19 protein-coding genes and 1 tRNA gene are annotated in these 23,510 nt (G+C 73.7%); 8 read left to right on the plus strand and 12 right to left on the minus strand.

What is annotated here, in order from left to right:
- Positions 1–35 precede the first annotated feature (35 nt).
- From ACEQ2X_RS05515 to ACEQ2X_RS05545, 7 genes are all read right to left on the minus strand, one after another.
- Positions 36–1,424, minus strand: coding sequence for an APC family permease (locus ACEQ2X_RS05515; RefSeq protein ID WP_370324785.1), 1,389 nt, complete (start codon positions 1,422–1,424; stop codon positions 36–38).
- Between the two features lie 70 nt (positions 1,425–1,494).
- Positions 1,495–2,676, minus strand: coding sequence for an EAL domain-containing protein (locus ACEQ2X_RS05520; protein WP_370324786.1), 1,182 nt, complete (start codon positions 2,674–2,676; stop codon positions 1,495–1,497).
- Between the two features lie 52 nt (positions 2,677–2,728).
- Entirely contained in the window at positions 2,729–4,477 is a 1,749-nt protein-coding gene (arc, locus tag ACEQ2X_RS05525) for a proteasome ATPase (RefSeq protein WP_370324787.1), read from the minus strand.
- Positions 4,478–4,561: 84 nt separating this feature from the next.
- Entirely contained in the window at positions 4,562–7,135 is a 2,574-nt protein-coding gene (locus ACEQ2X_RS05530) for a S8 family serine peptidase (protein WP_370324788.1), read from the minus strand.
- A 136-nt stretch (positions 7,136–7,271) separates the two neighbouring features.
- Positions 7,272–8,138 (minus strand): tRNA (adenine-N1)-methyltransferase, encoded by an 867-nt coding sequence (locus tag ACEQ2X_RS05535; protein ID WP_370324789.1) that lies wholly within the window; start codon positions 8,136–8,138, stop codon positions 7,272–7,274.
- A complete protein-coding gene (locus ACEQ2X_RS05540) occupies positions 8,135–9,337 on the minus strand; it encodes an ATP-binding protein (protein WP_370324790.1) in 1,203 nt (400 codons plus the stop codon). The genes ACEQ2X_RS05535 and ACEQ2X_RS05540 overlap by 4 nt, the downstream gene beginning before the upstream one ends.
- Before the next feature lie 13 nt (positions 9,338–9,350).
- Positions 9,351–11,909 carry a CocE/NonD family hydrolase gene (locus ACEQ2X_RS05545; protein WP_370324791.1) on the minus strand — a complete coding sequence of 853 codons (2,559 nt, stop codon included), beginning with the start codon at positions 11,907–11,909 and terminating at the stop codon, positions 9,351–9,353.
- Positions 11,910–11,930: 21 nt separating this feature from the next.
- On the opposite strand from ACEQ2X_RS05545, the gene ACEQ2X_RS05550 reads away from it, so the two are divergent.
- The 3 genes from ACEQ2X_RS05550 to ACEQ2X_RS05560 all read left to right on the plus strand — a co-directional run bounded on the left by ACEQ2X_RS05550 (position 11,931) and on the right by ACEQ2X_RS05560 (position 14,260).
- Positions 11,931–12,512, plus strand: a complete 582-nt coding sequence (locus tag ACEQ2X_RS05550) for a DUF1802 family protein (RefSeq protein ID WP_370324792.1) — start codon at positions 11,931–11,933, stop codon at positions 12,510–12,512.
- A 132-nt stretch (positions 12,513–12,644) separates the two neighbouring features.
- Positions 12,645–14,129, plus strand: coding sequence for a M15 family metallopeptidase (locus tag ACEQ2X_RS05555; RefSeq protein ID WP_370324793.1), 1,485 nt, complete (start codon positions 12,645–12,647; stop codon positions 14,127–14,129).
- 48 nt (positions 14,130–14,177) lie between these two features.
- Positions 14,178–14,260, plus strand: a tRNA-Leu gene (locus tag ACEQ2X_RS05560).
- Positions 14,261–14,481: 221 nt separating this feature from the next.
- Here ACEQ2X_RS05560 and ACEQ2X_RS05565 read toward each other — a convergent pair.
- Together ACEQ2X_RS05565 and ACEQ2X_RS05570 are read right to left on the minus strand one after the other, a co-directional pair.
- The gene (locus tag ACEQ2X_RS05565; RefSeq protein ID WP_370324794.1) at positions 14,482–15,042 is read right to left on the minus strand and encodes an MOSC domain-containing protein; all 561 of its coding nucleotides are present in this window, start codon (positions 15,040–15,042) and stop codon (positions 14,482–14,484) included.
- A 5-nt stretch (positions 15,043–15,047) separates the two neighbouring features.
- Entirely contained in the window at positions 15,048–16,406 is a 1,359-nt protein-coding gene (locus tag ACEQ2X_RS05570) for a mycothione reductase (protein WP_370324795.1), read from the minus strand.
- A gap of 107 nt (positions 16,407–16,513) precedes the next feature.
- On the opposite strand from ACEQ2X_RS05570, the gene ACEQ2X_RS05575 reads away from it, so the two are divergent.
- Together ACEQ2X_RS05575 and ACEQ2X_RS05580 are read left to right on the plus strand one after the other, a co-directional pair.
- Entirely contained in the window at positions 16,514–17,350 is an 837-nt protein-coding gene (locus ACEQ2X_RS05575; protein WP_370324796.1) for a sulfurtransferase, read from the plus strand.
- Between the two features lie 18 nt (positions 17,351–17,368).
- Positions 17,369–17,605: a hypothetical protein gene (locus tag ACEQ2X_RS05580; protein ID WP_370324797.1), complete on the plus strand. Its 237-nt coding sequence runs from the start codon at positions 17,369–17,371 to the stop codon at positions 17,603–17,605.
- A 3-nt stretch (positions 17,606–17,608) separates the two neighbouring features.
- Here the strand turns inward: ACEQ2X_RS05580 and ACEQ2X_RS05585 are convergent, their stop codons facing one another.
- The gene (locus ACEQ2X_RS05585; protein ID WP_370324798.1) at positions 17,609–18,349 is read right to left on the minus strand and encodes a glycosyltransferase family 2 protein; all 741 of its coding nucleotides are present in this window, start codon (positions 18,347–18,349) and stop codon (positions 17,609–17,611) included.
- 53 nt (positions 18,350–18,402) lie between these two features.
- Here ACEQ2X_RS05585 and ACEQ2X_RS05590 point away from each other — a divergent pair, with 53 nt between their 5' ends.
- Entirely contained in the window at positions 18,403–19,377 is a 975-nt protein-coding gene (locus ACEQ2X_RS05590) for a GNAT family N-acetyltransferase (protein WP_370324799.1), read from the plus strand.
- Positions 19,378–19,399: 22 nt separating this feature from the next.
- Here ACEQ2X_RS05590 and ACEQ2X_RS05595 read toward each other — a convergent pair whose 3' ends face one another.
- Positions 19,400–20,113 carry a LuxR C-terminal-related transcriptional regulator gene (locus tag ACEQ2X_RS05595; protein WP_370324800.1) on the minus strand — a complete coding sequence of 238 codons (714 nt, stop codon included), beginning with the start codon at positions 20,111–20,113 and terminating at the stop codon, positions 19,400–19,402.
- Complete coding sequence (locus tag ACEQ2X_RS05600) at positions 20,110–21,351, minus strand: PspC domain-containing protein (RefSeq protein ID WP_370324801.1); 1,242 nt, start codon at positions 21,349–21,351, stop codon at positions 20,110–20,112. The genes ACEQ2X_RS05595 and ACEQ2X_RS05600 overlap by 4 nt, the downstream gene beginning before the upstream one ends.
- A gap of 172 nt (positions 21,352–21,523) precedes the next feature.
- Here ACEQ2X_RS05600 and ACEQ2X_RS05605 point away from each other — a divergent pair, with 172 nt between their 5' ends.
- On the plus strand, positions 21,524–22,969 hold the full coding sequence (locus tag ACEQ2X_RS05605; protein WP_370324802.1) for a PspC domain-containing protein: 1,446 nt from the start codon (positions 21,524–21,526) through the stop codon (positions 22,967–22,969).
- 18 nt (positions 22,970–22,987) lie between these two features.
- Entirely contained in the window at positions 22,988–23,431 is a 444-nt protein-coding gene (locus ACEQ2X_RS05610; RefSeq protein WP_370324803.1) for a hypothetical protein, read from the plus strand.
- The last annotated feature ends 79 nt before the right edge of the window (positions 23,432–23,510 follow it).

The following is a 23,510-nucleotide window of genomic DNA, read 5'->3' on the forward strand; positions in this document are numbered from 1 at the left end:
GACCCCGACCCCGACCCGGACCACCACCCGCCGCCCTACACGTCGAGTGTGATCTCCTCGGCGTCCGGTCGGCGCCCCTCCCCGCCGAGCGCGCGGTTGACCGCCCACAGGACGAGTCCGAGGGCGACCAGCAGGCCGGCGCGCAGCCAGGTCCCGGCCTCGTTCTGCGTCGCGAGGCCGAGGCTGACGACGGCACCCAGGGCCGGGAGCGCGGTCGGGGCGACGTAGTGGTCGTGGCCCACCGACTCCCGCCGCAGGACCAGCACCGAGACGTTCACGACGGCGAAGACGAGCAGGAGCAGCAGGACCGTGGTGTCCGCGAGGTCCCCCAGGTCGCCCGTGATCGCCAGGACGATCGCGATCACCGCGCTGAGCGCGATCGCGACCACCGGTGTCCGCCGGCCCGGCAGGACCTTCCCGAACACCGGTGGGAGGATCCCCTCCTCCGACATCCCGTACATCAACCGGGATGCCATGATCATGTTGATCAGCGCGCCGTTGGCCAGCGCGAAGAGGGCGATGGCGCTGAACAGCTCCTCGCTCACGCCACCTGGTCCCCGCCTGATGACCTCGAGGAGCGGCCCGTCGCTGTCCGCCAGCGCATCGGTCGGCACGACCGCGGACGCCACCACGGTCACCACCACGTAGATCACCCCGGCCGCCACCAGGCCGCCGAACAGGGCGATCGGGAACGCGCGGGAGGGGCGGCGCACCTCCTCGGCCAGGTTCACGGAGTCCTCGAAGCCGATGAGTGCGTAGAAGGCCAGGGACGCCCCGGCGAGCACGACCAACCACGGGCTCGAGTCCCCGGCGAACTCGAGGTTCCGGGACAGGTCGACCTCCGAGCCGCCTCCCCCTCCCCCGGTGAGCGCCGCGATGCCCACGCCCACGATGATCATGAGCCCCACGATCTCGATCAGGGTGAAGGCGACGTTGAGCTTGACGGACTCCCCGACCCCCCACAGGTTGACGAGGGCGAGGACCACCAGCACCGCGATCGCCGACAGCACGACCGGCGCGTCGACGAACGCGGTCAGGTAGTCGCCGGCGAACCCGCGGGCCAACGTCGCTGCCGAGGTCAGGCCGGACGCCATCACGATGAAGGCGACGACGAACGTGACGAACGGACGCTTGAACGCGCGGTTGACGTACAGGGCGGCACCGGCGGCCCGGGGGTACTTGGTCACCAGCTCGACGTAGGCGAAGGCGGTCAGGGAGGCCATGACGAAGGCGGCGAGGAACGCCGCCCAGATGGCGCCGCCGACCTCACCCCCGACCTCCCCCACCAGGGCGTAGATCCCGCCGCCGAGCATGTCCCCGACGATGAAGAAGAACAGCAGGCGGCTGCCCACGACCCGCTTGAGGGCGCCCGTCCCCTCCTCGTCCGAGCGGTCGATCGTCGTCTCCGCCGCGTCGACGGCCATGACATCCCCGTTCCCCCTGGTGCTGGTCGCTCGCACATACCCCGTGGCGGGACCCGGCGAACCTCGGCCGTCAGATCACGTCGACCCAGGGCGCCTCGCTCGGGCGGCCGAGGAAGAAGCCCTGCCCCATGTGCACCCCGAGAACGCGCAGGGCGTCCGCGTCCTCCTGGGTCTCGATGCCCTCGGCGATCACCTCGACCCCGGTCGAGCGGGCGAAGGTGGTGAAGGCCTGCACCATCGCCTGGCGGCGTACGTCCTCCCACACGCCGGTCACCAGGCTGCGGTCCAGCTTGATGACGTCGGGTTGCAGCCGGAGCACCCGGTCGAGACCGGAGTACCCGGCGCCCACGTCGTCGAGGGCCAGCCGGACGCCGGCGCAGCGCAACCCGGCCAGGATCCCCTCGACCTCGCGCTGGTCACGGGTGGAGGCGTGCTCGGTGAGCTCGAGGAGGATCCGCTGGCCGGGGTGATCCCCCAGGATCGCCCGCACCGCGGGGTCGACCAGCGCACGCTCGCTGACGTTGACCGCCATCCACCTCCCCTCGGGGACCGAGCCGAGCTGGGCCAGCGCCGAGGTGGCGGCATGCCCCTGCAAGACGGCGTCGACCTCGAGCCGCTCGGCCAGGGCGAACCAGGACGAGGGGTCGTTGACGGCCTCCCGGGGGAACCGCGCCAGCGCCTCGTAGCCCACCTCGACGCCGGTCCGCAGATCCACGACGGGCTGGAACAGCATCCGGAGCGGGTCCTCGAACGCCGGCCGGGGAGGGGGGCCGTCCAGCGGCGCCACGTCCTCGCGGCGGGGCGCGAAGCCGCTCAGCCGCTGGGCGATGAGGGCGGCCGCCAGCTCGAGGGCGTGGACGTCCTCGGCGTCGAAGTCGTGGCGGTCGTGGCTGAAGGCGCAGAGGGTGCCGTAGACCCGCCCGTCGGTGAGCCGGATCGGCGCGCCGGCGTAGGCGCCGATCCCGAGCTCGTCGGTGACGGGCATCTCGGCCAGGGCGGGGACCGCACCGGTGTCGGGGGTCAGGGGCTGCAGCGCCCCCTCGATCACCAGGGTGCAGTAGGTCGCCTGGAGCGCGTGGCTCGCACCGACCTTGACCTCCGGGTGCGCCTCGGCCGGGGCGACGTGGCGGAACACCCGGCGACCCCGGCCGACGCTCGACACGAACGCGATGTCCATGCCCAGGTGGCAGCGGATGATCTCGAGCATGTGGTCGACCGCGGCCTCGTGGTCGCCCGGAGCTGAGGTGTGCACCGGCTCACGCCCTCCCTCGTGAGTCATCCGGGCCGCGCGCCACGGCGCGGTCCTACAGGTACTGGCCGGTCTGGACGTTCTCGATCGACTTGCCCGGCTCGGTGCCGTCGCCGATGAGCGTGCGGACGTAGACGATGCGCTCGCCCTTCTTGCCGCTGATGCGCGCCCAGTCGTCGGGGTTCGTGGTGTTGGGGAGGTCCTCGTTCTCCTTGAACTCGTCGCGGATCGCGACCTGGAGGTCCTCGGCCTTGATCCCCTTCTGCCCCTCGTCGAGGTACCGCTTGATCGCGAGCTTCTTCGCCCGCGCGACGACGTTCTCGATCATGGCGCCGGAGTTGAAGTCCTTGAAGTACAGGATCTCCTTGTCCCCGTTGGCGTAGGTCACCTCGAGGAACCGGTTGGCCTCGTCCTCGGCGTACATCCGGTAGACGGTCTGGGCGACCAGCGCATCGCACGCGGCGTCCTCGGAGCCGTGCTCCTTGACGAGGTCGGGGTGGAGCGGCAGGCCGCCGTGCAGGTAGATCCGGAAGATCTCGCGCGCGGCGTCGGAGTCGGGCCGCTCGATCTTGATCTTCACGTCCAGCCGGCCGGGCCGCAGGATCGCCGGGTCGATCATGTCCTCGCGGTTGGACGCGCCGATGACGATGACGTCCTTCAGCGTCTCGACCCCGTCGATCTCGCTCAGCAGCTGCGGGACGATCGTCGTCTCGACGTCCGAGGACACCCCCGATCCGCGGGTGCGGAAGATCGAGTCCATCTCGTCGAAGAACACGATCACCGGCGTGCCGTACGACGCCTTCTCGCGGGCGCGCTGGAAGACCAGCCGGATGTGACGCTCGGTCTCGCCGACGTACTTGTTGAGCAGCTCGGGGCCCTTGATGTTGAGGAAGTAGCTCTTCGCGTCTGCGCGGCCCTCCTTCTCCGCCACCCGCTTGGCGAGGGAGTTGGCCACCGCCTTCGCGATCATCGTCTTGCCGCAGCCGGGCGGGCCGTACAGCAGGATGCCCTTCGGGGGCTTGAGCTCGTGCTCGACGAACAGGTCGGCGTGGAGGAACGGCAGCTCGACGGCGTCCTGGATCGCCTCGATCTGCGGACCGAGGCCGCCGATGTCGGTGTAGGCGATGTCGGGGACCTCCTCGAGGACGAGCTCCTCGACCTCGGGCCGCTCGAGCTTCTCGAGGGCGTACCCCGAGCGGGTCTCGACCAGGACGTGGTCGCCGGCCCGGAGGGGGACCCCGTCGAGCTGGTCGGCCATCCGCACGACCTGCTCGTCGTCGGTGTGGCCGATGACGAGCAGCCGGCCGTCGCCCATGACGTCCTTCAGGGCCATGACCTCGCCGACGATCTCGAAGGTGGCCGCCTCGACCACGTTGAGGGCCTCGTTGAGCACGAGCTCCTGGCCCTGGCGCAGATCGGCCACCTCGATGTCGGGGCTGACGTTGACGCGCAGCTTGCGGCCCTGGGTGAAGATCTCGACGGTCTCGTCGGTGGGGCCCGGCCCCAGGTAGACGCCGTAGCCGCTGGGCGGGGAGGCGAGCTTCTCGACCTGCTCCTTCAACCCGACGATCTGCTCGCGCGCGTCCCGCAGGGTGTCAGCCAGCTTGCCGTTCTGGGCCATCGCGCCGTTGAGCTGGGACTTCGCGTCCATGAGCCGCTCCTCGAGCGCGCGCACGCGGCTCGGCGAGTCCTCGAGCCGGCGGCGGAGCGTCGCGGCCTCCTCCTCGAGCAGGGCGATGCGCTCGCGGAGCGCGCGCACCTGGTCGCGTGCGTCGGCGTCGTGGTCAGAGGGACTTGCGGACATCTCACGCCTCCTCTTCGTCACCGGCTGGCTCCTCACGGGCTGGGTCCCACGAGCTGGCCTGGCCCGACAGTATGACAGCCGTCGTCAGCAGCGCTGACCCTGGGTGATCGCGTACACCTCGTCGGCGGTGGCGTCGCTGATGCGGTCGCGGCCGCCGACGACGAACAGGTTGCCACCGGCCCCGCAGACACCCTCGCGCACCTCATCGCGGACCGGTGAGGTGGGGCCCGGGTCCTCGAGCGGCACGAACACCGCGCCGTGCCCGCCGAGCAACGAGGCGGACAGGACGTCGTTGAAGTTGTGGCGGACGTTCACGGCGACGTTGACGACCCCACCGGAGTCCACGCCGTCGACCGCCATCTCGTCGAGGTAGGCGTCGCGGATCGCCATCGCCGTCCCGATGCGGGTGTCGCCCGCCAGGCGCTCCACGCTGAACCCGAGGTCGTCGATGTCGTCGATGACCTGGTCGGCGATGACCGCGTCGCCGCCCAGGGCCCACACCCGCTCCGGCGCGAGCCGCGCGAGCTCCTCGGCCGTGACCGGGTGCAGGCCGTCGCGGTTCGTCAACAGGACCGGGATGCCGTAGTAGGCCGCCATCTGGCCGGCCGCCACCGCGTCGGCGAAGTCGCGCCCGTAGGCGACGAAGGCGTGGTCGCGGGTCTCGAACGGCGCATCGGCGACCAGCTGGCGCACCGCTCGGGCGGCGGCGGCCGCCGTGGCCTCACGTCCGTCCCCGGCGATGCGGACCGGGTTGATGCCGAGGGACTCGAGACGGCTGTCGACCGCTGCGGGGATCGCAGCGGTCCCGCCCATGATGAACGCGCTGGGACGGCCGTCGTCGAAGTCGAGCACCCGCCGGAGCTCTGCCTCGGTCCGGGGGTCGAGCTCGCCGGTGCTCGAGGTGAACAGCAGCGGGCCGATGCCGAGCCCCAGCGCGGAGCCGGCCAGCGCGTCGGCGAAGTCGTCGCTGCGTGCGATGACGGCGAAGGGGGACTGCCCGTCGGCCAGGACGACCTGTGACATGGCCACCGCCTGGCACACGGGGGTGGTGGCGCTGCCGGTGTCCGCCACGCGCCGGATCGGCCCGCCGTCGGCCGCGAGGGCGCCGCTGCAGGACGCGGCGGGCTGGCCGCAGCCACCGGTCCCGATCGGCGCGTCCGGCTGGAGCGGTGGGCGCTCACCCGCGACGGTCGCGTCGACGGCGGCGTCGAGGTCGAGGATCCCCCACCCGAGGTCGCAGTCCCGCCCGGGCGCGCCGACGTCCTGGGCAGTCGCCTCGATGATCGCCTCGGCCTGGTCGGGGCTGAGGGGTTGCCCGCGGTCCGCCGCGACCTGGCGGATCAGCGCGATCGCGGCGGCCACGTACGGGGACGCGAACGACGTGCCGCTGATGCCCCGCAGCCGGTGGCCGCTCGGATCGACGTAGTCAGGGCAGCCGCCGATGACGCTGACGGCGTCCCGGTCGCTCGTGGTGACGACCATCTGGGCGACGAGCTGCTCGAAGGTCGGGCAGCTCGTGATCGGTCCCCGCAGATCGCCACCGGGGGCGGCCAAGTCCACCTGCGGGTTGGTCTGGGAGTAGCTGGCGCGGGTGCCGTCCGCGGTCGTGGCGGCGACGGAGATGACCCCGTCACAGGACGCGGGCACCGACGTGCGCGAGGTGCCGTCGTTGCCCGCAGCGGCGACCACGGCGATGCCCGCGGCCCGCGCCTGGTCCGCCGCTGCCTGGTAGGCCTGCGAGCACGCCGTGAGGCTGGCGCCGAGCGACAGGTTCATCGCGAGCGGCGGCTCCGCCAACCGGGTGACGTGAGCCATGGCGGTGATCGTGTCGTCGTCGGACGGACCGCCCGGGCAGCCGTTCTCCGGGGAGGTCAGGGCGATGTCGATCACCCGCGCCTCCCACAGCACCCCGGCGACCCCGAAGTCGTTGTCGCCGCGGGCGGCCGCGGACCCCGCGACCGCGGTCCCGTGGCCGATGCCGCACGGGTCGTTCGACGGGGCGCCCGGGATGACCCGGCCGTCGACGGAGCGGAGGGAGGACACCACGACCCCGTCGAGGTCGGGGTGGGTGGCGTCGACACCGGAGTCGAGGATCGCGATCAGCGGCGCGGTGGCCCCCCGGCCGGTGGCGACGTCCCACGCCCCCTCCGCGCGGGTCTGGGCGTGCGCCCACTGCAGGTCGTAGCTGGTGTCGTCGGGGGCCGCGAGGAACTCCCGCCGGATGTTGGGCTCGACCGCGACGACGTCCGGGTCGTCGGCGAGCGCCGCGACGACCCCGTCGACGGCGGCCTCGTCCGCGGTGACCAGCGCGACCCGGTCGGCGAGCGGCCGGAGGTCGTCGGCACCCGCCGCGGCGACGGACTGCCACGACGCGCTGGTCCCGACCTGCTGCGCCACGTCGTCGGCGTAGGTGACGAGGACCTCCCCGGGGATGGCGCCGGGCGTGTCGCGCAGCCGCTCGTAGCCGCCGGTCACGGCCGCGGCGGCGCGGTCCACCGCCGGCCGGGGGACGTCTCGCGGCCCGACCTCACCGGCCGGTGCGGCCGCGGCCGGCATGCCGGCGGCGACGAGCACCGCGACGACGAGGACCCCGACGACCCGGTTCCGGTGCGCCCACGGGCGCGGGGTGCGGGTTGCGGCCGCAGGTGGACGTGACACGACTCTGGCTCCCTGTGCGGGGAAGGGTGGGGTGGCGGGGTCAAGGCCTCCGGCCACGGTACGTGCGTCACGCTGCGTGGGCGACGACCTCCCCCGCGACGACGGCAACCTGAGGAGCGGCGTCGGCCCGACCGCGTCAGGGGAGTCGGCGCGGCCCGGGGTCGGCGACGACCGCGTCGGCGTCGACCGGCTCCGGCGGCGGCGGGGGCACCATGCGGCGGGCGGTGGTGAGGAACGCGGTGTGCGCCACCATGCGGTGGTCGGGGCGGACGGCGAGGCCGTCGACGTGCCAGGTGCGCAGCAGCGTCTCGCTGGTCTGCGTCAGGCCCCACCGGGGGTCGGCGTCCATGGCCTCGCGCAAGCGCATCACCTGGGTGATCGTCGGCGTGTAGGCGATGAGCAGCCCGCCGGGGTGCACGGCCGACGCCGCGGCGTCGAGGTGCGCCCACGGCTCGAGCATGTCGAGCACCAGCCGGTCGCAGCGCAGGTCGGCGAGGCCGTCGGCCAGGTCGCCGACGCGCAGCTCCCAGTTGCCCGGTTGGCCCCCCATCCGACGGGTCACGTTGGCGCGGGCGACGTCGGCGTGCTCCTCGCGGCGCTCGAATGAGATCACCCGGCCCTCGGACCCGACGGCCCGCAGCAGCGCGCAGGTGAGCGCCCCGGAGCCGGCGCCCGCCTCGACCACGACGGCACCCGGCACCACGTCGCCGAGGGTGACGACCATCGCCTGGTCCTTCGGGTACACGACCTGCGCGCCTCGGGGGGCCTTCAGGGTCCAGTCCGTCGTGGTGGGCCGCACGGCCGTCAGGGCGGCCGACATGGTCGAGGTGACCGTGCACCCCTCCGGCTGGCCGATCAGGTCGTCGTGACGGACGATCCCGCGGTGGAAGTGGTAGTCGCCTCCGGCCTCCAGCTCGAACATGAACCGGCGGCCCTTGCGGTCCATGAGGATGACGGTGTCCCCGACGCTGAGCGGATCGGGGTGCCCGGCGTGGCGGGTCATGCCGAGGCCTCTGCGTGCGCATCCCGATCGGGACCGCCGAGAACCGCCAGCAGCCGCCCACGGGTGCGGCAGAACGCGCAGACGGGCGTCTCACCCTCCGCGTGGGCGGTGGTCGGCAGCCCGCAGGCGTCGCAGGGCACGAGCGTCCCGCCGGCGGCGTCAGCGCCGGCGAAGTGCTGGTCGCGGACGCGGTCGAGGAACCCGAACAGGAAGTGGGCCTTCGTGCCCGGCGCGGCCTGCTCGAGGGTGTTCAGCACGTCCTTGTAGCGCATGACCGTGTTGCCCTCGACGAGAGGGCACTCCTCCACCACGTAGTCGAGGCCCTTGATGACGCAGTACGCGGCGGTCTCGCGCTCGGTCAGCCGGTACAGCGGCTTGACCTTGCGGGCCATCTCGTCGCGCGCGGGCAGTAACGGTGACTGCCGGGCCATGAACCCGGTGTCCCAGCGCAGGACGTTGCCGAGGAGCTGGCTGGCCTCGTCGTCCAGGTTGTGCCCGGTGGCCATGACGTCGTAGCCGTGCTCGATCGCGACCTTGTTGAAGACGTAGCGCTTGGACAGCCCGCAGGTGCCGCACGCGGCCCGGCCGACCCTGCCGCGCTTCCGGTCACCCGGTCGCGGGTTGGCGACGGAGTCACCGATGTCGAACCCGTAGGTGTCGGCGAGGTCCTCGACGTGCAGGCGGGCGCCGCGGGCGGCGGCGAAGTCGCGCACCAGCTGCTCGGACCGGTTCGAGTAGCCGCCGATGCCGAGGCCCAGGTACAGCCCCGACACCCGGTACCCCATGTCGAGCAGCACGTCCCACAGCGCGAGCGAGTCCTTCCCGCCGCTGACGGCGACGAGGATGTCGTCGTCGTAGCCGAACATGCCGTACTCGTCGATCGCGTGGCGCACCTGGGTGCGGACGTGGTCGACGAAGCACGGGCCGCAGTACCGCGTCCGGTGGCGGGCGATGTCGATGACCGCCGGGCGCTCACCGCACTGACGGCAGCGGCCCCCTCCGCCGGCGCCGCCGGAGATCACCGGCCGGATCTCGACGACGGCGTCGTCGTCGATGGTCTCCCGGCTGGTCACGAGCTCGTCGCCGACGATGACCAGGACGGTCTCGGGGTTGATGTCGAGCTCGGCCAGGACCTCGGTCACGCGGCGCGGGCCGGCCACCTCGACGGTGCGATCGGGGTTGCGGAGTCTGACCTGCATGGTCGTGAGGATGCTAGAGCTCGGGCGGGGGGTCCACAGCGGCCGCGGCGGGAGGGGTCCCGGCGTCCGCCGCCTCGGTGAGCTGCGCCGCGGCCCCTTCGCCGACCGCGGCGGTCAGGCCCGCGAGGACGAGCCGGTCGAACGCGGTGGTCTGGACGAACTCGTGCGTGGCCGCCGAGCGGGTTGCGTCCACCCCGTCGACCAGCACCAGCGCGGCGTCCCAGGCCGCAGCGGCGCTGGCGGCGGCGAGGGCGTCGGGCCAGTCGCCTCCGGTCGCGGCGACCACCGTCCTCGCGCCCGGGGTCAGGCCCGCGACCGCGGCGCTGGTCGCGAACCGGTCTGCGCCGCCGAGCCGCGTGACCGCGTAGCCGGCGTCGACGACGTGCGCCTCGACGGCGCTCGACACCGCCGCGGGGCCGCCGACGATGACCACGTCGGTGACGCCACCGGCCGCGAGCGCGTCGAGGGTCGCCTCGGGGAGGACGTCGGTGTCGGTCAGCAGCACCGGCGCGCCGCCCTCGGCGGCGGGCGCGGCGGCGGAGACCGCGTCGGGCCAGCCGCGGGCGGGGTCGGCGTCGATGCCCTCGACCAGGTACGCGGTGGTGGAGTCGAGCCGCCCGGCGATGGCCGCGGCCGTGGCGAAGCGGTCGGGCCCGGCGACGCGCTCGACCGTCAGGCCCAGCGCGCCCAGGTCCTCCTCGACACCGGCGCCGATCACGGCCTCGCCGCCGAGCAGCACCGCCGTGGTCGCACCGGTCCGCAGGATCTCACGCCGCGCCTGGTCGGCCAGGGCGTCGGGGCCGGTGAGCAGCAGCGGGGCGCCGAGGGAGGTCGCCAGCGGGGCGCCCGCTAGGGCGTCGGGGTAGTCCGTGGACGTCGCGATCACGACGGTGTCGGCGGCCAGGACGCTGTCGCGGCTGAGCTCCGCGGCGGTGCCGATCCGGTCCGGACCGCCGATCCGATCGGTCACGAGGGTCCGGTACGGGATCGTCATCTCGCCGGTCAGGTCGATCTGCGCCGGCCCGGTCCGCGGGAAGGTGTACATGAGCGACTGGGTGTCGACCTGGACGGTCACGGGCGCATCAGGGGCGTAGGTGTACGCCGCGCCGACCATGGGCTGGTCGAGCACCTGCGGGTCGGCCGACAGCGCGTCGAGGCGCATCGGCGTCTCCTGGTTGTTGACGGCGCTGCCGCCGGCCGGGAGCTCCCCCTGGGTGGAGTCGATCAGCTTCGCGTAGAGGTGTGCGCCGAGACCCGTGCCGGTCGCCGACAGCCGGGCGACGGGTTGGCCCACCACCTCGACCTGGCGGCCGGCGAGCTCGGGCGCATCGGCCTCGACGGTGACGGCGGTGGGGCTGCCCGGGACCGCCGGGAGGGCGAGGATCCCGAGGCCGCTGCCGGGCGTGTTCGTCGTCAGCGCGGTCCCCTCGACCGGCACGGTCAGGGTGTCCGTGCCCGGCGGCGGCCAGGTGTCCGCGCGGTGCCAGTCGCCGGTGTTGGTGCGGTACTCGACCGGGGGGCCGGTGTCGACGGGGAGGTCGCGCAGGTGCCGGTCGAACCAGCGGAGCACCATGTCGTCGATGCGCGGCTGGTCGCCCGCGTCGGCGTAGAACGAGGGGCACTGGCCGTGCGTGATCGCGCCACCGGTCGCGGCGTCGGTCAGGCTGCCGCAGAAGACGACGAGCTTGGTGGGCACGCCGGTGTCGCGGAGGTGGGTGAAGGTGTCGACGGCCTCGTCGATCGTGAAGAGGGTGTCGACGGAGCCCTGGAACAGCAGCGTCGGGACGTCCAGCTGGCCCGACGGGCCGTAGTCGCTGAACGACCGGGCGGCGAAGAACTGCGTCAGCTCCTCGTCGAAGGCGTTCGCGGTCAGCGCCTGGGTGAGCGCGTCGGCGAGCTCGGGCGGGACCGTGCCCGTCTGGGGGAACGCCGGTCCGGAGGGGTCCAGCCCGACGATCGTGCCGGTCGCACCGCCGAGGCCGAACAGGAGCAGCTGCCAGACCAGCTTGAGGACGCCCTGCGGCTGGAGGGCGCGGTTGAGGTCGTGCCAGGTGATCTGCGGGGCGAGCGCGTCCACGCGTGCGTCGAACGTCGCCGTGGCCAGCTGGATCCCCCCGCCGTAGGAGTTGCCCACCATGCCGACGACCGGGTCACCCGGCCCGTCGAGGGCGATCTCGGGCTGGGTCGCCAGCCAGTCGAGGATCGCCGAGACGTCCTGCCCCTCGAACTCGGGCGCGTCGACCTGGACGGTGCCGCCGGACTGGCCGAACCCGCGGGCGTCCCACACGACGACCGCGTAGCCCTGGGCGAGCAGCAGATCGGTCGTCGAGCCGAGCGCGGTGTCCCGCGTCGCCCCCCACCCGTGACCGGAGAGGACCACCGGCACCGGCGCGTCCGCGGAGGCGCCCGCCGGCAGGTGCAGGTCTGTGACGATCGGGGTGTCCTCCACGCCGGTGACGACGGCGTCGCGGACCTCCCCTCCCTCCCCCTCCCCCGGGGTGGGCAGCTGGGCGCCGGCGGGGCCCGGGAGGACCAGCACGGCGAGGACGACGAGGACTGCGACGGCTCTCATGGGACGTACCGTAGAGCCGGCATGACGACCACCGACAGCCCGACCGCGACCGCGCTGGCCCTGAAGGAGTGGGGCGCGGCGATCCACGCGCTGCTCGACGGCCGCCAGACGATCCTGCTGCGCAAGGGCGGGATCCACGAGAAGGCGTTCGTGACGCCGGAGGCCGGCGGCGGGTTCCTGCTGTTCCCGACCGTCGCGCACACCCACGCCGAGCGGACCCGTCCCGAGCACCACGACCTGCTGGCGCGCGGTGACGCCGACGTGGCGGAGGATGCCGTGACGATCCGTGCGGCGATGCGGCTGGTCGGTGCGGTCGACGTGGCCCGGCCCGACCGGCTCCCGGAGATCGCCGACCTGCACATCTGGACCGACGCGTCGATCCAGGCGGACCGCGTCGACTTCCGCCCGAAGAAGGCGCTGCAGGTCCTGGTGGTCCAGGCCGTCGCGCTGCCCGACCCCGTCACGCTGCCGCGGATCGAGGCCTACGGCGGGTGCCGGTCCTGGATCGACGTCCACGCACCCTGGGCGGGGGAGGGACGGGTCATCCACGACGGGGCCCGCCTGGCCGACGACCTCGATCGGGTGCGGCAGACCGTCGGGTGATCGGCGCGTTCGAACGGTGACATCCGGGGAACGCTGGGCGACGAACCGCAGCCACCGCGGGTTGGCCGGCGATACAGTCGTGGGCTGTTCCCGCCGATCCGCGACGCGACGAACACCTCTCCTGGACCCCCCTTGAGCCGCCTGCCCGACCGCCCCCGCCGAACGGCCCGACCGGCACTGGCCGCCGCCTGCCTGTCGTTGGCCGTCCTGGCCGCGCTCGGGACCGCGCCGACCCCGCAGGACGTCGACGCCCAGGAGGCGGCGGTCACGACCACGAACGGCGACCAGGACCAGACCTTCGCGGACCTGTTCGAGCAGATGCGCTCGCCGGAGGGTCACGGCGAGGGGCACGGGGCCGTCGCCGTCGCGGCCGGTCCCCCGGACATCCCCTCCGTGCCCGGCCAGACCGCGCCCGCGCCGGCCGCCGCACCCGTCGACCTCCCCGACACCGTCACCGCGGTCCGGCCGGCCCTGGTCGTCCGCGGAGTCGATCCGGCCATGGCGGCCGAGATCGCCCAGGTGGAGGGCGTCACCGCCGCCGCGGGCGCGACGGTCGGCGAGATCACCGTGTCGGTCCCCGGCGGGACGCGCACCGTGTCGGTCGCGGCGGTCGAGCCCACCGCGTTCCGGCCGCTGACCCCGGAGATGACCGCGAACGAGCCGGCGGTGTGGGAGCGGCTCGTCGCCGGCGACGCCGCCTTCACCCACGACGCGGGCACCCGGTTGACTGTGCCGCTCGGGTCGACGATCACCGCGTCGGCACCGGGCACGAACGAGCCGGCGGGTGCGTCGGGCGAGGGCAACGTCCCCGCGGTCACCCCACCCCCGGCGACGGAGCAGGTGGTCCCGCCGACCTCGCAGGCGACCGCTCCCACCAGCGACGAGGCGGGCGTGGCCGACCTGCGGCTGGGGGCGCTGGCCTCGAACGGCATCCCGCCGGTGGCCGACGCGCTGGTGTCGACCGAGGTCGGGGCGCAGCTGGGCCTGACCGGCCCGGCGGACGTGTACGTCGGCGTCGGCGAGGGGGTCGACGAGGCGGCGGTCAGGGACGCGATCGCGGCGTTGACCGGGGTCGAGGTGGAGGAGATCGCTCCGCCGGAGACCCAGACCACCACCTTCGGGGCGTTCCTGGTCGGCGCGGAGGCCCGGAACTTCTTCGAGCCGTTCGACTACATCGACCACGGCGACGGGCTGATCACGATCGACCAGGGGTGGGTGGACCGCAACATCGCCTCGACGACGATGATCCCGCTGCTGAACGGGACCGTGACGTGCCACCGCCAGTTCCTCGAGCAGCTCTACGCGGCGATGTCCGAGGTCCAGGCCGCCGGGCTGGGCGACCTGATCGACCCCAGCCAGTACGGCGGGTGCTGGGTGGCCCGGCACATCGACTGGAACCCGACCAAGCCGATCTCGATGCACGGCTGGGGCCTGGCCGTCGACCTCAACGTGTCGACCAACCAGCTGGGCGCCCGCCCGACGATGGACCCCAGGATCGTCGAGATCTTCGACCGCTGGGGCTTCGTGTGGGGCGGCCGGTGGAACCGGCCGGACGGCATGCACTTCGAGCTGGGCGCCGTCATCGACGTCCCGGTGCCGGAGGGCTTCTTCCGGTAGCACCGGTGGTGGAGACGCTCGGGGACACCGGCTACACTCCCCGCTCCCGTCGGCGTGGCGGAATTGGTAGACGCGTACGGTTGAGGGCCGTATGAGCTCAGCTCGTGGAGGTTCAAGTCCTCTCGCCGACACAGACCGCTGACCAGCGGAAACTCCCAGATCGCCCCGGCTCACGAGCCGGGGCGATCGTCGTCCTGGGCGGCGAGTGCGTGCGCGCGACCGACAGGATGTGCACGTCGACCGCCGTCGTGGCGCAACTGCACATCGCCGCCCCCTCAGCTGAGGCCGGGGACGCCGTCGTCGCACCGCCGGTGCACCCGCGGCTCAGAGCTGAGTCGCAGGGCCCCGACGGTCAGCGGACGTCAACCCGACGGATCACGTCCCCGACGGCCACCTCGCCCGGCGTGACGACGCGGGTGTTCACGCCCCGCAGCCGGTGCGCCCTCCCCAGCCCGACGTTGACGAACCGCAACGCGTCGACGCCGAAGCGGTCGGCGAACTTGACGCAGCCGCGGTGCGGTGATGCGGTGACCTCGAGGACCACCGACCCGATGGCCAGCCGTGCGCCCGAGGGCAGCGACTGGTGGCTGAGGTCCATGTCGACGTAGATCTGGTCCCCTGCCAGTGCCCACCGCTCGCGGTCGCCGCCCGCGACCAGGTCGATCACGCGTGTGCTCATGAGGGTGATCTGGTGGAGGGGGTTGGGGGTGCCGTCGGGGGTGCTGCTGGTCCGCTTGGTCGACCAGGTGTCCCCCTCCAACCCGGTGACGAGGTCCACGCCGGCGCGGTCGATCACCTCCCGCTCCCCCGGTTGGGGTCGGCGGACCAGCCACTCGACCGTCCCGCCGTCCGGGGGCGCGACGGTCAGGTGCGGCAGCGCGGCCTGCAGCTCGGCGGTGGTGCGGTGGCGCATCGGCCTCAGGCCTCCAACAGGACCTGCTCGATGAGCTCGGTCAACGCCGGGTGGGGCCAGACCACCTCGGTGGCGACCTGGTCGGCGGTCTGGCCGAACGTCATGGCCTGCACCAGTGGCTGGATCAGGATCGACGCCATCGGCCCGATGATGTGCGCGCCGAGGATCGCCCGCGACTCGGCGTCGACGACGACCTTCGCGAAGGACGTGGTGTCCTCGAGCGCCCACCCGTAGGCGGTCGCGGCGTACTCGCGCCGGCCGACCGACACGCTGTGGCCGTCGGCCACGGCCTCGGCCTCGGTGAGCCCGACCGACGCCACCTCGGGATCGGTGAAGGTGGCGCGCGGCTGGTTGGGGACGACCGGGGCGATCGGCGACTCGGGGTGAACGAGGTTGTGGCGGATCGCCTTCGCGTGCGCGTTGGCGATGTGCTTGAGGTCCTGGTGGTGGCCGGTCAGGTCACCCAGAGCCCAGACGTCCGGCGCCGACGTGCGCATGAACCGGTCGACCGTCGGGCGGTGCTGGGTGTCGGCGTCCACGCCCGCGACGTCCAGGCCGAGTGCGTCTCCGTTGGACGTCCGGCCGGTGGCGATCAGCAGGGTGTCACCCGTCACGGTCGCCCCGTCGGACAGCTCGACGGTGATGTCGCGACCGCCCTGGCGGGCGCTGCGGACCGTCGCGGACTGGTGCAGATCGATTCCGCGGGCGGCGAACGCCCGGCCGAGGGCGGTCCCGATCTCGGGCTCCTCGCCCATGAGCAGCCGCTCGCTGCGGTTGACCAGCGTCACGCGGCTGCCGAGGGCCTCGAAGACGTGGGCCATCTCGCAGGCCACCGCGCCGGCGCCGACGACGATGAGGTGCCCGGGCAGGTCGTCGAGGCGCATGATCGTGTCGGACGTGTGGTACCCGACGTCCTCGATCCCCTCGATCGGTGGGATGGATGGACGGGACCCGACGGCCAGGACGATCCGGTCGGCGGTGAAGGTGTCGTCGCCGACGGTGATCTGCTTCGGGCCGGTGAACCGACCGGGGCGGTCGAAGACGGTGACGTGCGGCTGGGACCGCCGGTAGGCCTTCCCGCCGGCGGCGATCGGGTCGATCCGGCCGAAGACGCGGTCGCGGATCGCCGGGAAGTCCGCCCCGTCGAACGTGCCCCTCACGCCGAAGGTGCCAGCGGTGCGGATCGTCCGGGCGACGTCGGCGGCGTGGACGAACATCTTCGACGGGATGCACCCGCGGTTGAGGCAGGTCCCGCCGAACTCGCCTGGCTCCACGACGGCGATCGACCAGTCCGCCATCGCCTCGGTCGGCACGGAGTTGCCCGATCCCGTGCCGAGGATCGCGAGGTCGAAGTGGCGGGTCATGCGTCTGGTCCGTTCGGTCGGAGCGTCGGAAGGGGCCAGGAGGGGCACCCCGACCGGGGAGAACCGTAGCGGCGCCCGCACGCTTCCCGCGGCGGTACGGTGAGGCCATGGGCCCGATCGTCACCGCCGCCACGGCCGCCGCGCTGCCCGTCGACGCCGTGATCGTCCACGTCGAGGTCGGTGACCCCGAGGCGGCCCGCCAGACCTTCGCCGCGGGCCACCTCCCCGAGGCGCGCTTGGTCGAACGGGACGCGGTGACGTCAGCGGCGCGGCGACCCGGGGACGGACGCCACCCCCTCCCCTCCCCCGAGGCGTTCGCGGCGGCCCTCGGCGCGGCCGGGATCGGCTGGGACGACCCGGTGCTGGCCTACGACCGTGAGGGTGGGGCCAGCGCGGCACGGCTGGTGTACCTGCTGCGGGTGCTCGGCCAGGACGCCGCGCTGCTCGACGGCGGGCTGGCGGGCTGGACCGAGGCGCTCGCGACCGGTCCGCCACCGGACGTGGACCCCGTCGACCGCGCTCCCCGCGCCTGGCCGGCCGCGCTCGTCTCGGCCGAGGAGGTGCAGGCCCACCTGTCGGCGGGCGGGGTGGTCCTCGACGCCCGGGCCGCCGAGCGCTACCGCGGCGAGACCGAGCCCCTCGACCCCGTCGCCGGGCACATCCCGGGCGCGGTGAACGCACCGTTCGTCGACAACCTCGACCCCGACGGGCTGTTCCGGGCGCCCCCGAAGCTGCACGACCGCTACGCGCCGCTGGGCGTCGACGCCGACGCGATCGCCTACTGCGGGTCGGGGGTGACCGCCTGTCACGACCTGCTCGCGATCGAGCACGCCGGCCTCGGGCTGCCACGCCTGTACGTCGGGTCGTGGAGCCACTGGATCACCGATCCGTCACGGCCGGTCGCGACGGGCGACGACGATCGCGGGGGCGGGCGACCGCACTAGGACCGCAGAGGGGGAGGGATGGGGATCAGCCGGCTGACCGCGGCCCTCGCCGCCGCCGGGGTCGTCCCGCCAGGTGCCGCGCTGGTGGAGACCAGCCCCGGCGCCGTCGGCACCGGACGGCCGGTCCGGCTGGCCGAGGGGGTGCACGCGACGATCGACGCCGAGCCCGGCGACCTGGTGGAGGTCGTCCAGGACGGCGCGATCACCGACGGCGGCCAGGAGGTCACGGCAGTCCAGCGCCTGTCCGCGCGCTGAGGATCACCCGCCGAAGAGCTCGTCCCGGGCCGCCCGCTGCTGGGCGATGACGCCCCGGACGTGCGGCAGGTCGCGGATGGCCCAGTCCTGGGGCTGCACGGTCTTCTGGGCCGGCCAACGGCGGTAGATCGCCACCTCGACGTCGACCCACCAGCCGTCCCACCGGTCGCTGAACGCCGCCAGCAGGACCGCGTCGGTCGACCGGGCCACCGCCGGCCAGCCGCCGTGGGCGACCAGGTGGGTGCGACGGTACGCCGCGACGGCCGCCGGGAACGGGAAGTCGTCGGTGGCGAGGAAGTGGTCGGTCACGGCCCGGGCGGGCACGCGCCCGGCCGGGAGGACGTCGTCCTTGACCCACGTCGAGCCGTCCGCCATCACCCAGCGGCACCGTCCGCAGGACCAGGCGACGTCGGGGTGGTCGACCAACGGCTGGATCAGGCCGGCGACGCCCCCGTCGAGGTGCCGGTCGTCGTGGTCCATCCCCGCGACCACGTCACCGCGGGCCCGGGCGAGCGCGTGGGTCCGGGTGGCAGGGGACCCGATCTGCACGCCGAGGGCGTCGTAGCGGATCCGGGGGTCGTCGGGGAGCCGGTCGGCCACCGCCGGGCGGTCGCCGTCCTCCTGCACGACCCACTCGACCTCCCAGCCCGTCGGCAGCGGCTGGTCGACCAGCCCCGCCCACACCTCGCCGATGTGGTCGGCGTTGTGCGCCTGGGTCGGGGTGATGACGCTGAGGAGGGGCATGGGTGCACCGTAGGGCCTCCCCGGTCGGCCGGCCCCGCGGTAGCGTGCGCGCGATGACGCCCGACCAGCCGGCGATCGACGCCTTCGTCCAGCGCTACCGGGACCAGACCGGCGACGACGCGCCGATCGCCGGTGCGTTCTGCTTCGGCGACTCCCCCGGGCTGGCGGACGAGCTCGCGGAGCTGGTCCGGACCGGGCCGAAGCGGGCAACGGCCGGGACGATCGTCGAGTACGAGGCCGAGGGTGAGCCGTTGCCCGAGCCCGGGCAGCGGTGGGTCGTGCACGACGGCGCCGGCCAGCCGGTCGTGCTGATCGAGACGACCGAGGTGCGCGTCGGCCCCCTGGCCACCACCCTCGACCCGGCGTTCGCCTGGGACGAGGGAGAGGGCGACCGCACCTACGAGGACTGGCTGGCGCAGCACACCGGCTACTGGAACCGGACGCTGCCGGCGATCGGGCAGGCCTTCGACCCGGACATGGCCGTGGCGCTGGAACGGTTCACCGTGCGCTTCCCCGATCCCGACGTGCCCCGCCCGCTGGCGGTCGCCGAGGGGATCGAGGTCCGCGAGCTCCGCTCGGACGAGCGGGACTGGGCTGCGCAGGTCCTCGACGAGCGGTGGGGTGGCGTGGTCGCGGGCCACGGCGAGCTGATGGTTCCCGCCGAGATGCCGGCGCTGGTGGCCGTCGACGGCACCGACCGCATCGGGCTGCTGACGTTCCGACCGCGGCCCGGCGTCGACACCGAGGTCGTGACGATCGACGCGCTGCAGCCCGGCCGCGGCGTCGGGACCGCGTTGCTCAGCGGCATCGACGCGCTGGCGCGGCGGTCCGGCTGGCGGCGGCTGTGGCTCATGACCACGAACGACAACCTGCCGGCGCTGCGGACCTACCAGCTGGCCGGCTGGCACCTGGCGGCGCTCCGGCCGGGCGCCGTCGAGCGATCCCGGGCGCTCAAGCCGGAGATCCCGGCCCTCGGCCACGACGGGATCGCCATCCGCGACGAGCTGGACCTCGAGCTCCCGCGCTGAGGCGCCACGGGTGCTGGCGCGCTCAGACGAGCTTGCGGTCCGTCGCCCAGCGGGTCAGCTCGTAGCGGCTGGACAGCTGCAGCTTGCGGAGCACTGCCGACACGTGGCTCTCGACGGTCTTGATCGAGATGTGCAACCGGCTGGCGACCTGCTTGTAGGCGTAGCCGCGGGCGATGTAGCGGAGGACCTCCCGCTCCCGCGGTGTGAGCACGTCGAGATCGGACTCGTCGGGCTGGCCCTCCGGGGTGGGGGGCGGCGATCCGCTGAAGGCGTCCAGCACGAACCCGGCCAGCCGCGGGCTGAACACGGCATCCCCGCCGTGGACGCGGGCGATGCCCTCCACCAGGTCGTCCGCCGACACCGTCTTGGTCAGGTACCCGCGAGCGCCCGCGCGGACGATCGCGATCACGTCCTCGGCGGCGTCGGACACGCTGAGCGCGAGGAACTGGATGTCAGGCCGGTCGGCCCGCACCGCGGTGATGACCGCGAGCCCACCGCCGTCGGGCATGTGCACGTCGAGGAGGACCACGTCCGGCTCGGTCTCGGCGATCCCCGCCACCGCCGCCTCCACCGTCTGGGCCGTGCCCACCACGTCGATCTGCGTGGCGGCTGCATCCACCTCGACCCGGGCGTTGATCTCGGCTTGCACCCCGGTCAGGAACATGTGGTGGTCGTCGACCATGAAGACCCGGATGCGCTCGGGGTCGGTGCGGGTCTCGGCGGTGTCGGGTGTCATGCGTCCTCCTCTGCTGAGCCGTCGAGGGGGAGGGTCAGCTCGACCTCCGTCCCCTCCCCGGCGTCGGAGTGGATCGTGGCCGCACCGCCGTGGCGGTGCATCCGGCCGATGATGGAGTGGCTCAGGCCGCGGCGGTCCCCGGCCACCGCGGCGGCGTCGAAGCCCTTGCCCTCGTCGCGGACGAAGACGGTCGCCTGCTGGGGTTCCACCTCGACGAAGACGTCGACGTGGTCGGCGCCCGAGTGCCTCGCGGCGTTGGCCATCGCCTCCCCGGCCGCCTCGACCATGGCCGCGAGGGAGGGGTCGAGGGCGACGTCGCCGGCGAGGACCACCTCGACCGGCACGCCGAAGCGCTCCTCGACCTTGGCGGCGCAGTCCTGGACCGCCTCGCCGAGCTTCGAGGGGGCGTCGTCGGGCGCACGGCCGAACAGCCAGGACCGCAGCTCGCGCTCCTGGCTGCGGGCGAGCCGCGTGACCTCCTCGTGGGAGTCCGCCCGCTGGATCAGTGCGAGGGTCTGGAGCACCGAGTCGTGCAGGTGGGCGGCCATCTCGGCGCGCTCCTCGGAGCGGATCCGCTCGCGCCGCTCGTCGGCGACCTGGCTGCCCAGGCGCTGCAACCACGGGCCGATGACCAGGCCGACGCCGACGAGGGTCACGCCGGAGGCGATGACGACGTCGACCACCGCGCCGGTGTCACCTGCGGTGAACGGGGAGTTGAACAGGAACGTGATCACGCCGGCGACGACCAGCGAGCCGCCGATCACCGGGCGGATCGGTCCGATCAGGCTGGCGTCCGGCAGGGCCCGCTCGCCCACGGCCTTCGAGACCGCGGCGTGCCACTCCGCCCGCTCCCGCTCCGACGCCTGGGTCCAGACGACCCCCGAGCCGAGCGCCGCGAGCGCGATGGACCAGGTCAGCGTGTCCGACCACCACGCACCCGCCGAGCGGAGGAGCAGCAGCGCACCGGCGACGAGGAACCCGATCGCCAGGGCGTGCCTGGCCGTCGGGTCGCGCCGCTCCACCGGTCGGTCCGGCGACTCCTCGGGCACCCACAGCCAGGCCGCGATGTACAGGACCGCGCCGAAGCCGCCGGCGGTGGCGAGCACCACCAGGGCCAGGCGCACGATCAGGACGTCGACCCCCAGCCGGCCGGCCGTCCCCGCGGCGACCCCCGCGAGGACCCGCCCCCGCGTCGGGCGGGCGATCCTGAGCGCCTCCGGCGTCGGCCACGAGCGCACGCCGACAGGGCCGGGCGGACGGCTCGGCGGAGGCGGCGGTGGCGCGGTCGGTGCGGTGATGGCCCCATGGTCCCACGTCGCGGGGCGATCTCCATGGGTGGAGGCCCTCTCAGGGGCATCCTGGGGGCATCCCTGACTGACGCGCGAGGGCCACGGGAGGACCCTACGGACCATGCAGACGCCTCCGCCGCCCCCCGCACCGCCACGGGCGCCCACCTCGCCGCCCGGCAGCCCGCCCCGTCGACTGGTCCGCCTGACCGACCAGGGGAAGATCGCCGGGGTGGCCGCGGGGATCGGCTGGTACTTCGGGATCGACCCGGTGCTGGTCCGCATCGGGCTCGTCGTCCTGACCGTCGCCACGGGCCTCGGCATCCCGGCCTACATCGCGGCCTGGGTGCTGCTGCCGGCGGCGACCAGCTCGGACCCCCGCACCCCGGCGCCGCCGAAGGAGCGTGACGGCCGGTCGATCGCGGTGCTCGCCCTCGCGATCCTGGCCGGGGTGATCCTGATCGGGCAGGTGGACCTGTTCAGCAGCCAGGTGCTGGCCGCGGCGATCTTCATCGGCATCGGCGTGCTGCTCTTCTCCGAGTCCGGGCCGCGCACGGGTCGTGCACCGCAGCACCACGCGGCGTTCGGCGCGCCGCCCACCGCGCCCCCTCCCCCACCGGCCCCACCCGCGGCCCCCGCGCCACCGGCTCCGGGCGCTGACACCGCGGCGTCGGGGTCCCGGACCGGCGCCTGCGGTCCCTGGGGCTCCTGGGGGCCCGGCTGGGGGCATGGTGGCTGGGGGTCCGGTGGCTCGGGCCACGGCGGTCCCGGGCACAGGTCGCGCTCGACGACCCACAGCGCGTACAAGCCCTACGCGGGAGCCTGGCGGCCCGATCCCTCCGAGGGGGGACCGACGCGGCTCCGGTCCATCCTCGGACGGCTCGGGTTCGGCGTGTGGCTGGCGGTCATGGGCCTCGTCCTGCTCCTCGACCGCGTCGGCGTCGCCGAGCTGACCCCGCTGGCCGGCGCGGCGATCACCCTCGTCGTCATCGGCGCGACCCTCATGGTCGGGACGGTGTTCGGACGGGCCCGGGGCCTGATCGGCTGGGGTGTCGTGCTCGTCGTGCTCCTGATCCCCCTCAACGTCCTGACCACCACCGGGACCGACCTCGGGAGCGGGGTCGGCGAGCGGTCCCACCGGCCCGCCACGGTCGACCAGATCGCGGAGCGCTACGACCTGACCGCCGGCGAGCAGACCATCGACCTGACCGAGCTCGCCCTCGACGGCGAGCTGGCCGAGGTGGAGGCGTCGATCATCGCCGGCAAGCTGACGGTTGTGGTGCCCGACGACGTGCCCGTCACGGTGGTCGGGGCGGTCCAGGCAGGCGAGTACACCGTCTTCGACCAGGAGAACAACGGGACCGACCTGACCATCGACGCCGAGCAGGGGGGAGACCCCGACCGCGGGGAGATCCACCTCGACGTCGACGTCGTGCTCGGCCAGATCGTCGTCGAATCCGCCCCTCCCGCCGACGCCGAGGCACCGGACGCACCCGAGGCACCCGAGGCACCTGAGGCACCGGACGCACCCGAGGCACCCGAGCCCCCGGCAGCCGACGGACCGCGCTGATCTCGAGAGGACCCTGCCATGTACCCCCACCGCCCCGACATCCTCAGCTTCGCGTTCGGCGTCGCCTTCCTGGTCTTCGGCATCGTGTTCCTGGCCAACCCCGGCGGCATCGACGGGCTCGACGCCGCGCTGGTCCTCGGGTTGCTCGCGTTGGCCGGCGGCGTCGGCATCGCCGGCAGCCTGGCCATGGGCGACGTCCACGGCCGTGCCGCCCAGCGGGCCGCCCACCGGCAGGCCGTCCGTGCGCCCCAGCCGGCGCTGACCTTGCCCCCTCCCCCTCCAGAGCCCAAGCCGGAGGTTCCGGACGAGCTGTTCTTCGGACCGGCCATCGACCCCGACGAGCTCGACCGGGCCTACCGGGAGACCTTCGGTGATGACGACGGTCGCCTCACCCCGTCAGCCGGGACCGAGCCGGTCGAGGGGGAGGACGACAGCGCCGCGGGAGGACCGGCGACCACCTGATCCGACGCCGGTCCGCCGCCCTGAGACGTGAATCGTCCCGCACGACGAGCGCCAGCGAGGAGCGCGGGCCGATTCAGGT

It is taken from the genome of Euzebya sp. (assembly GCF_964222135.1).
Taxonomy (GTDB): Bacteria; Actinomycetota; Nitriliruptoria; order Euzebyales; family Euzebyaceae; genus Euzebya.

Excerpts from the sequence above, each read along its gene's own strand:
- ACEQ2X_RS05515 (WP_370324785.1), bottom strand. The coding sequence starts at position 1,424 with ATGGCCGTCGACGCGGCGGAGACGACGATCGACCGCTCGGACGAGGAG.
- arc (WP_370324787.1), bottom strand. The coding sequence starts at position 4,477 with ATGTCCGCAAGTCCCTCTGACCACGACGCCGACGCACGCGACCAGGTG.
- ACEQ2X_RS05535 (WP_370324789.1), bottom strand. The coding sequence starts at position 8,138 with ATGACCCGCCACGCCGGGCACCCCGATCCGCTCAGCGTCGGGGACACC.
- ACEQ2X_RS05540 (WP_370324790.1), bottom strand. The coding sequence starts at position 9,337 with ATGCAGGTCAGACTCCGCAACCCCGATCGCACCGTCGAGGTGGCCGGC.
- ACEQ2X_RS05545 (WP_370324791.1), bottom strand. The coding sequence starts at position 11,909 with ATGAGAGCCGTCGCAGTCCTCGTCGTCCTCGCCGTGCTGGTCCTCCCG.
- ACEQ2X_RS05550 (WP_370324792.1), top strand. The coding sequence starts at position 11,931 with ATGACGACCACCGACAGCCCGACCGCGACCGCGCTGGCCCTGAAGGAG.
- ACEQ2X_RS05565 (WP_370324794.1), bottom strand. The coding sequence starts at position 15,042 with ATGCGCCACCGCACCACCGCCGAGCTGCAGGCCGCGCTGCCGCACCTG.
- ACEQ2X_RS05570 (WP_370324795.1), bottom strand. The coding sequence starts at position 16,406 with ATGACCCGCCACTTCGACCTCGCGATCCTCGGCACGGGATCGGGCAAC.
- ACEQ2X_RS05575 (WP_370324796.1), top strand. The coding sequence starts at position 16,514 with ATGGGCCCGATCGTCACCGCCGCCACGGCCGCCGCGCTGCCCGTCGAC.
- ACEQ2X_RS05580 (WP_370324797.1), top strand. The coding sequence starts at position 17,369 with ATGGGGATCAGCCGGCTGACCGCGGCCCTCGCCGCCGCCGGGGTCGTC.
- ACEQ2X_RS05585 (WP_370324798.1), bottom strand. The coding sequence starts at position 18,349 with ATGCCCCTCCTCAGCGTCATCACCCCGACCCAGGCGCACAACGCCGAC.
- ACEQ2X_RS05590 (WP_370324799.1), top strand. The coding sequence starts at position 18,403 with ATGACGCCCGACCAGCCGGCGATCGACGCCTTCGTCCAGCGCTACCGG.
- ACEQ2X_RS05595 (WP_370324800.1), bottom strand. The coding sequence starts at position 20,113 with ATGACACCCGACACCGCCGAGACCCGCACCGACCCCGAGCGCATCCGG.
- ACEQ2X_RS05605 (WP_370324802.1), top strand. The coding sequence starts at position 21,524 with ATGCAGACGCCTCCGCCGCCCCCCGCACCGCCACGGGCGCCCACCTCG.
- ACEQ2X_RS05610 (WP_370324803.1), top strand. The coding sequence starts at position 22,988 with ATGTACCCCCACCGCCCCGACATCCTCAGCTTCGCGTTCGGCGTCGCC.